The following is a 7,474-nucleotide window of genomic DNA, read 5'->3' on the forward strand; positions in this document are numbered from 1 at the left end:
GTGACAGACTCGGGTGCATGCGGACCGAACTCACCGACACCACGTCCAGCAAGGTCAACCGGGCCCTGCTCGCAGCACGCCGGGCGATAGGCAGCCCGACCATGGGGCTGGTGCTGACCCTTGTCATCGTCACCGACGAGGAGAACGCCTACGACGCCGTACGCGCGGCCTCCGAGGCCTCGCGCGAACACCCGTGCCGCATCATCGCGGTGATCAGGCGGACCTCGCGCGGCCCGCTCAAGCTCCGCGCGAACCGGGTGGACGCCGAGCTGCGGGTCGGCTCGGACGCCGGGACCGGCGAGATCGTGCTGCTGCGTCTGCACGGGGCGCTGACCGAGCAGGCCGGTTCGGTGGTCCTGCCGCTGCTCCTGCCGGACGCCCCCGTGGTGGCCTGGTGGCCGGCCGACGCTCCCGTCGACCTGGCGGGTGACCCGCTGGGCGCGCTCGCGCAGCGCCGGATCACCGACGCGGCGGCCGCCTTCGACACGGTCGCCGTGCTCGACGAGCGGGCCGCCGGCTACCAGCCCGGCGACACCGACCTGGCCTGGACGCGGATCACGTCGTGGCGGTCGCTGCTGGCCGCGGCCCTGGACCAGAAGCCGCTGCCGGTGACCGGAGCGAGGGTGGAGAGCGAGCCCGACAACGCGAGCGCGGAGCTGCTGGCGCGCTGGCTGGAGGACCGGCTGGGGGTGCCGGTGGCCCGGGTGGCGAGCGAGGGCCCGGTGATCACCAGGGTCAGCCTGCAGACGACGGGCGGGGAGATACGGGTGGACCGGCCCGCGGGGGTGCTGGCCACCCTGAGCCTGCCGGGGAGCCCCGACCGCAGGGTGGCCCTGAAGATCCGCAGCGGCGCCGAACTGATCGCGGAGGAACTGCGCCGCCTCGACGCGGACGTGGTCTACGGCTCCGCGCTGCGGCGGCGGCCGCTCCAGACGGAGCTCTCCGCGTAGTGGTTGTCGTAGGTCGCCGAGCTGTCCTTGATGTCCTGCACGGTGGCCTCGCCCGCGTTGACCCGGCCGAGGAGCCGGTAGTAGTCGAAGCGGCCCATGCCGGGGGTGAAACCGACGAACACGGCGGCGGTGTGACCGGCGGCGGGGGCGAAGGCGTGCTTCACGCCGGGCGGGACCGCGATGAAGTCGCCGGCGCGCAGGGTGTGGATCTCGTCGTCCACGAGGATGTCGAGCCGTCCTGCGGTGACGTGGAAGAACTCGGTGGCCCTGGTGTGGAAGTGCACCGGGGCGCCCGCCGCGCCCTCGTCGAAGGTGGCGGTGTTGCAGGTGAGCTCGGCGGTGTCGGTGAGCAGGGTGATGAGGCTGCCGGGGGCGTCGTAAATGGCTTCGGCGGTGGCGGCGCGGGTCGCGATCTCTGTCATGTCCACCAATCTACGGCCATGATCGACCGGTATCAGGGGTCAATCGGCGGCCCGTGTCGCCGGTCAATTCAGCGGTGCTCCAGGGGCTGACCAGGGACGGAGCGGAGCCTGACCGGGCCGGGCCCGGGGTCAGGAGCCGCCCGAGGCCTTGGCGGCCTTCGCGGCAGCCTTCATCTCCTGCTTGTGCGCCCGCACCTTCGCCAGGGACTCCGGACCCGTGATGTCCGCCGCCGAACGGTAGATGTTCGCCGGGCCGTACCCGCCCGCGGCCTCCCGCCAGCCCGTCGGACGCACCCCGAACCGCTTGCCCAGCAGGGCGAGGAAGATCTGCGCCTTCTGCTCCCCGAAGCCCGGCAGCGCCTTGAGCCGCTTCAGCAGCTCCCGGCCCGTCGCGGCGTCGGTCCAGACCGCCTCCGCGCTCCCGTCGTAGTGCTCCACGAGGTACGCGCACAGCTGCTGGATGCGCGTCGCCATCGACCCCGGGTACCGGTGCACGGCGGGCTTCTCGGAGAGGAGGGCGGCGAAGGCCTCCGGGTCGTACGCGGCGATGGTGTGCGCGTCGAGATCGTCGGCGCCCAGCCGCCGGGCGATCGTCCAGGGCCCCGAGAACGCCCACTCCATCGGCACCTGCTGGTCCAGCAGCATCCCGACGAGTGCGGCGAGCGGGCTCCGGCCGAGCAGTGCGTCGGCCTCCGGCTGCTGTGCCAGCCGGATGGTGATGTCCTTGTCCATGGCTCCAGCGTCCCGCCTGGCTGCACTCCCCGCGCGGGCGGCACACCGCGCGCCTAGCGTGAGTACGACGACGACAGGTACGAGGCGAGGAGCGGATCGATCATGTTTGAGTTCTCCGAAGGTGCTCCGTGCTGGGTGGACGCGATGTTCGCCGACGTGGAGGGGGCCAAGACCTTCTACGCGGACGTCCTTGGCTGGACCTTCGGCGAGGCCAGCAGCGAGTACGGCAACTACACGCAGGCCTACGCCGACGGCAAGGCCGTCGCGGCCGTCGTCCCGCCGATGCCGGGGGCCGACGCCCCCTCGCAGTGGTGTCTGTACTTCGCCTCGTCCGACGCGGCGGCCACGGCCGAGAAGGTCACGGCGAACGGCGGTGAGGTCCTGATGGGGCCGATGCAGGTGGGCGCCTTCGGCACGATGCTGATCGCGAAGGAGCCGAGCGGTGCGGTCTTCGGCGTCTGGCAGCCGGGCGAGCACAAGGGCTTCGAGAAGATGGGCGAGCCGGGGTCGTACGCGTGGGCGGAGGTCTTCACCCGGGAACCGGCCAAGGCGGACGGGTTCCTGCCGAAGGTCTTCCCGTACAGCGCCCAGCAGATGGACGCCGGCGACGACCCCGAGGCGGCCGGCATGGACTTCAAGGTCTTCAGCATCGGTGGCGGCGGCGGGAATCCGGTCCTGGGCCGGATGAAGATGGGCGACGAGTTCCCGCCCGAGGTCCCGTCGTACATCCAGGTCTACTTCGGCGTGCCGGACTGCGACGAGGCGGTGTCGAAGACGCAGAAGCACGGTGGGAAGCTGCACTTCGGCCCGATGGACAGCCCGTTCGGCCGGTTCGCGGCGGTCACCGACCCGCAGGGCGCCGCGTTCGCCGTGATCGACATGTCGACAACAGTGGGTGAGATGCCGAGCTTCGGCTGAGGCGGTCCCGGGCTCCCGCGGAATTCTTTGCGCGCGGCCTGTCACATCGGTGCGGTGGGGCGGGTCAGTGGAGTGAAGCAGGCGGGAAAGCGACCGGAGCCAGTCCGCACCGGCGCCCGCCCGAGGGGAGCGTCGGATGTCCACCACCGCTGTTGTTTTCGCCCTGGTCGGCGCGTTCATGGTCGGGTTCTCGGCCGCTTCGGTCTTCCTCGGGGCCAAGTGGGTCGTCGAGCCGCTGGCCGAGTACGGGGTTCCGCGCTCGTGGTGGACCTGGCTCGGCGTGGCGAAGGCGGCCGGGGCGGCGGGCCTGGTGGCGGGCCTCTTCGTACCGGCGGTCGGCATCGCCGCGGCGATCGGGATCGCCCTGTACTTCGCGGGAGCCGTGATCACGGTGCTGAGGGCGAAGTCCTACGCCCACGTCGCCTTCCCGGTGATCTACGCGGCCCCCGCGGTCGTCACCCTGGCCCTCGGCCTCAACGGCTGAGAGCCACTCGGGGACGGATGGGGCGGAGAACGTAGAAGGGCCCCGCTGCAAGCAGCGGGGCCCTTCTACAACGTGCCCGGTGAGGCACTGGCGGAGGATACGAGATTCGAACTCGTGAGGGGTTGCCCCCAACACGCTTTCCAAGCGTGCGCCCTAGGCCACTAGGCGAATCCTCCGCCGCAAACAATACAAGACGTTGAGGGGTGCTCGCGAACGTGATCGTCGGGCGGAGGGCTGGTCGGGGTCCGGCTCGATTCCGGGGGCTTCCATCCGCTAGGGTGGGGCCAGCCCCTCACGTGGCGCTATCTCACCCAACTCCCCCAGGGCCGGAAGGCAGCAAGGGTAAGTGGGCTCTGGCGGGTGCGTGGGGGGCGCTTTGCGTTCCGGGGGCCCTTCGGGGTGATCGGCGGGCCGCTGATGTCGGTGGGCCCGGATAACCTCGTATACGTGTCGTCCCTTGCGCTGTACCGCCGCTATCGCCCCGAGTCGTTCGCCGAGGTCATCGGGCAGGAGCATGTCACTGCACCGCTGATGCAGGCCCTGCGGAACAACCGGGTCAATCACGCGTACCTGTTCAGCGGGCCGCGCGGGTGCGGCAAGACCACCAGCGCGCGCATCCTCGCCCGGTGTCTGAACTGTGAGCAGGGTCCCACTCCCACCCCCTGCGGGGAGTGCCAGTCCTGCCGGGACCTGGCCAGGAACGGGCCGGGGTCCATCGACGTCATCGAGATCGACGCCGCCTCGCACGGTGGTGTGGACGACGCCCGTGACCTGCGCGAGAAGGCATTCTTCGGGCCGGCGTCCAGCCGCTACAAGATCTACATCATCGACGAGGCGCACATGGTCACCTCGGCGGGCTTCAACGCCCTGCTGAAGGTGGTCGAGGAGCCGCCGGAGCACCTCAAGTTCATCTTCGCCACCACGGAGCCGGAGAAGGTGATCGGGACCATCCGGTCCAGGACGCACCACTACCCCTTCCGGCTCGTGCCCCCCGGCACCCTGCGGGACTACCTGGGCGAGGTCTGCGGGCGCGAGGGCGCCAAGGTCGAGGACGGCGTGCTGCCGCTCGTCGTGCGCGCGGGCGCCGGGTCCGTGCGTGACTCGATGTCCGTCATGGACCAGCTGCTCGCCGGCGCCGCCGACGACGGTGTGACGTATGCCATGGCCACCTCGCTGCTCGGCTACACCGACGGTTCGCTGCTCGACTCCGTCGTCGACGCCTTCGCGGCGGGGGACGGCGCTGCCGCGTTCGAGGTCGTCGACCGGGTCGTCGAGGGCGGGAACGACCCGCGCCGGTTCGTCGCCGACCTGCTGGAGCGGCTGCGCGACCTGGTGATCCTGGCCGCCGTGCCGGACGCCGGGGAGAAGGGGCTGATCGACGCCCCCGCCGATGTCGTGGAGCGGATGCAGGCCCAGGCGTCCGTGTTCGGGGCGGCCGAGCTGTCGCGCGCCGCCGATCTGGTCAACTCCGGGCTCACCGAGATGCGGGGCGCGACCTCGCCGCGGCTGCAGCTGGAGCTGATCTGCGCCCGGGTGCTGCTGCCCGCCGCCTTCGACGACGAGCGCTCCTTCCAGGCCCGGCTCGACCGGCTGGAGCGGGGCGGGGCCGCCGTCTTCGCCGCGCCCGCCGCGGGTCCGGCCCTCGGGTACGTGCCGGGACCCGAGGCGCATCCCATGGCGCCCGCCGGCCCGGGTGGGGGTGTCGCCGCCGTGCGTGCCGCCGCCCCGGTGCAGGCTCCCGCCACGCCGCAGGCCCCTGTGCAGGCTCCCCAGCCGGTTCAGGCCACCCCCGCCCCCGCTGCTGCCCCCGCCCCTGCTGCTGCCCCGGCCCCTGCGCCCGGCGCCTGGCCCGGAGCCGCGCAGCCCGGGAGCGGCGCCCCCGGCGCGTGGCCGGGAGCCGCGGCCCCGGCCGCCCCCGCCGCCGGTGCCTGGCCCACCGCGGCCGCCTCGGCGCCCGCACCCGCCCCCGTCGCCCCGGCCGCGGCAGCCCCCGCTCCGGCCGCCCCGGCCGCCGCCCCCTCCCCCGGCATGGCCGCCGGAGCCGGGCAGGTGCAGGCGATGTGGCCCGGCGTGCTGGAGGCCGTCAAGAACCGTCGCCGCTTCACCTGGATCCTGCTCAGCCAGAACGCCCAGGTCACCGGCTTCGACGGGACCACCCTCCAGCTGGGCTTCCCCAATGCCGGGGCCCGCGACAACTTCGCCAGCAGCGGCAGCGAGGACGTGCTCAAGGCCGTCCTGGCCGAGCAGTTCCAGGTCAACTGGAAGATCGACGCCGTCGTCGGCGGCGGCGGGTCCCCGGCTCCGCTCCAGACCTCCTCGTACGGCGCCCCGGCCGCCGCGCCCGCCCCCGCCCACAGCCCGCCGCCCCCGGCGCAGCAGCAGGGCTCCGCCCCGCAGGCCCCGGCCGCCCCGCAGTACGCGCCGCAGCAGCAGCCGCCCCAGCAGTCGGCTCCCGCCCCGCAGCCCCCCGTACAGCAGGCGCCCCCGCCGGTCGCTCCCGAGGACGACTTCGCGGAGGAGGACGATCCCGACCTCGTCGAGAGCGCCCTGACCGGACACGACCTGATCGTGCGCGAGCTCGGAGCCACCGTTGTGGAGGAATACACAAATGAGTAGCCGGTCCTGATTGGGTGGCCGCACGAAGCCGACCGCGCCGTCCGGGCTAGGCTGAGCAGCGTGAAGGTCCTCGTCATCGGCGGCGGCGCCCGCGAACATGCCCTGTGCCGCTCTCTGTCCCTCGACCCCGCCGTCTCCGCCCTGTACTGCGCTCCCGGCAACGCCGGTATCGCCGACGTGGCCACGCTGCGCCCGGTCGACGCCCTCGACGGCGACGCCGTCGCCGCTCTCGCCACCGAACTCGGCTCCGACCTGGTCGTCGTCGGCCCCGAGGCCCCGCTGGTCGCCGGCGTCGCCGACGCCGTGCGCGCCGCCGGGATCCCCGTCTTCGGCCCGTCCGCCGAGGCGGCGCAGCTCGAAGGCTCCAAGGCCTTCGCGAAGGACGTGATGGCCGCGGCCGGGGTCCCGACCGCGCGCAGCTACGTCTGCACCACCCCCGAAGAGGTGGACGAGGCCCTCGACGCCTTCGGCGCCCCGTACGTCGTCAAGGACGACGGCCTCGCGGCCGGCAAGGGCGTCGTGGTCACCGACGACCTGGCCGTCGCCCGCGCGCACGCGCTCGGCTGCGACCGCGTGGTCATCGAGGAGTACCTCGACGGTCCCGAGGTCTCCCTCTTCGCCATCACCGACGGCGTCACCGTGGTCCCGCTCCAGCCGGCGCAGGACTTCAAGCGCGCCCTGGACGGCGACGAGGGCCCCAACACCGGTGGCATGGGCGCGTACTCCCCGCTGCCCTGGGCCGACCCGAAGCTGGTCGACGAGGTCATGGAGCTGGTCCTCCAGCCGACCGTCGACGAGCTCCGCCGCCGCGGCACCCCCTTCTCCGGGCTGCTCTACGCGGGCCTCGCGATCACCGGCCGCGGTACCCGGGTCATCGAGTTCAACGCCCGCTTCGGCGACCCCGAGACCCAGGTGGTCCTGGCCCGGCTGCGCACCCCGCTCGCGGGCGTCCTGCTGAACGCAGCCAACGGCACCCTGGACGCGCTGCCCCCGCTCGTCTGGCGCGACGACGCGGCCGTCACGGTGGTCATCGCCTCCCACAACTACCCCGAGACCCCCCGCACCGGGGACCCGATCGAGGGCCTGATCGAGGTGGCCGCCGAGGACGAGCCCGATGCCTACGTGCTGCACGCCGGTACCCGGCGCGAGGGCAACACGGTGGTCAGCGCGGGCGGCCGCGTGCTGTCGGTGACGGCGACCGGTTCTGATCTGGCGCAGGCCCGCGCCAAGGCGTATAAGGCGGTGGCGCGGATCCGTCTCGACGGTTCGCAGCACCGTACGGACATCGCGGCCAAGGCGGCCGAGGGCCGCTGACCAGCGGCTCCACAGACCCGCGGGCCCGGTGCGCACCT

At 72.8% G+C, this 7,474-nt stretch carries 7 protein-coding genes, 1 tRNA gene and 1 other RNA gene; 6 read left to right on the forward strand and 3 right to left on the reverse strand.

Going from position 1 to position 7,474, the window contains the following annotated elements:
• The first annotated feature begins 17 nt into the window (after positions 1-17).
• Positions 18-950: a glucose-6-phosphate dehydrogenase assembly protein OpcA gene (gene opcA, locus ACWGE1_RS01320; RefSeq protein WP_453418486.1), complete on the forward strand. Its 933-nt coding sequence runs from the start codon at positions 18-20 to the stop codon at positions 948-950.
• Here opcA and ACWGE1_RS01325 read toward each other — a convergent pair.
• On the reverse strand, positions 899-1,372 hold the full coding sequence (locus ACWGE1_RS01325; protein ID WP_453418487.1) for a cupin domain-containing protein: 474 nt from the start codon (positions 1,370-1,372) through the stop codon (positions 899-901). The two genes, opcA and ACWGE1_RS01325, sit on opposite strands and share 52 nt — an antisense overlap.
• A 129-nt stretch (positions 1,373-1,501) precedes the next feature.
• Positions 1,502-2,104, reverse strand: a complete 603-nt coding sequence (locus ACWGE1_RS01330) for an HhH-GPD-type base excision DNA repair protein (RefSeq protein ID WP_453418488.1) — start codon at positions 2,102-2,104, stop codon at positions 1,502-1,504.
• Positions 2,105-2,206: 102 nt separating this feature from the next.
• On the opposite strand from ACWGE1_RS01330, the gene ACWGE1_RS01335 reads away from it, so the two are divergent.
• Both ACWGE1_RS01335 and ACWGE1_RS01340 read left to right on the forward strand, forming a co-directional pair.
• On the forward strand, positions 2,207-3,022 hold the full coding sequence (locus ACWGE1_RS01335; protein ID WP_453418489.1) for a VOC family protein: 816 nt from the start codon (positions 2,207-2,209) through the stop codon (positions 3,020-3,022).
• 136 nt (positions 3,023-3,158) lie between these two features.
• Positions 3,159-3,506 (forward strand): DoxX family protein, encoded by a 348-nt coding sequence (locus tag ACWGE1_RS01340; RefSeq protein WP_453418490.1) that lies wholly within the window; start codon positions 3,159-3,161, stop codon positions 3,504-3,506.
• An 88-nt stretch (positions 3,507-3,594) separates the two neighbouring features.
• On the opposite strand, the gene ACWGE1_RS01345 is transcribed toward ACWGE1_RS01340, so the two are convergent.
• Positions 3,595-3,682 (reverse strand) — tRNA-Ser (locus ACWGE1_RS01345).
• A 107-nt stretch (positions 3,683-3,789) separates the two neighbouring features.
• Between ACWGE1_RS01345 and ffs the strand changes: the two genes are divergently transcribed.
• The 3 genes from ffs (at position 3,790) to purD (ending at position 7,436) form a co-directional block, all read left to right on the forward strand.
• An RNA gene (gene ffs / locus ACWGE1_RS01350) (signal recognition particle sRNA small type) lies at positions 3,790-3,888 on the forward strand.
• A gap of 65 nt (positions 3,889-3,953) precedes the next feature.
• Entirely contained in the window at positions 3,954-6,122 is a 2,169-nt protein-coding gene (locus ACWGE1_RS01355; RefSeq protein ID WP_453418491.1) for a DNA polymerase III subunit gamma and tau, read from the forward strand.
• 60 nt (positions 6,123-6,182) lie between these two features.
• Complete coding sequence (purD, locus tag ACWGE1_RS01360) at positions 6,183-7,436, forward strand: phosphoribosylamine--glycine ligase (protein ID WP_453418492.1); 1,254 nt, start codon at positions 6,183-6,185, stop codon at positions 7,434-7,436.
• Positions 7,437-7,474: the final 38 nt, after the last annotated feature.

It is taken from the genome of Streptomyces sp. NPDC054932 (assembly GCF_053610205.1).

Coding starts and splice junctions, on each gene's coding strand:
- opcA (WP_453418486.1), top strand. CDS start 18: ATGCGGACCGAACTCACCGACACCACGTCCAGCAAGGTCAACCGGGCC.
- ACWGE1_RS01325 (WP_453418487.1), bottom strand. CDS start 1,372: ATGACAGAGATCGCGACCCGCGCCGCCACCGCCGAAGCCATTTACGAC.
- ACWGE1_RS01330 (WP_453418488.1), bottom strand. CDS start 2,104: ATGGACAAGGACATCACCATCCGGCTGGCACAGCAGCCGGAGGCCGAC.
- ACWGE1_RS01335 (WP_453418489.1), top strand. CDS start 2,207: ATGTTTGAGTTCTCCGAAGGTGCTCCGTGCTGGGTGGACGCGATGTTC.
- ACWGE1_RS01340 (WP_453418490.1), top strand. CDS start 3,159: ATGTCCACCACCGCTGTTGTTTTCGCCCTGGTCGGCGCGTTCATGGTC.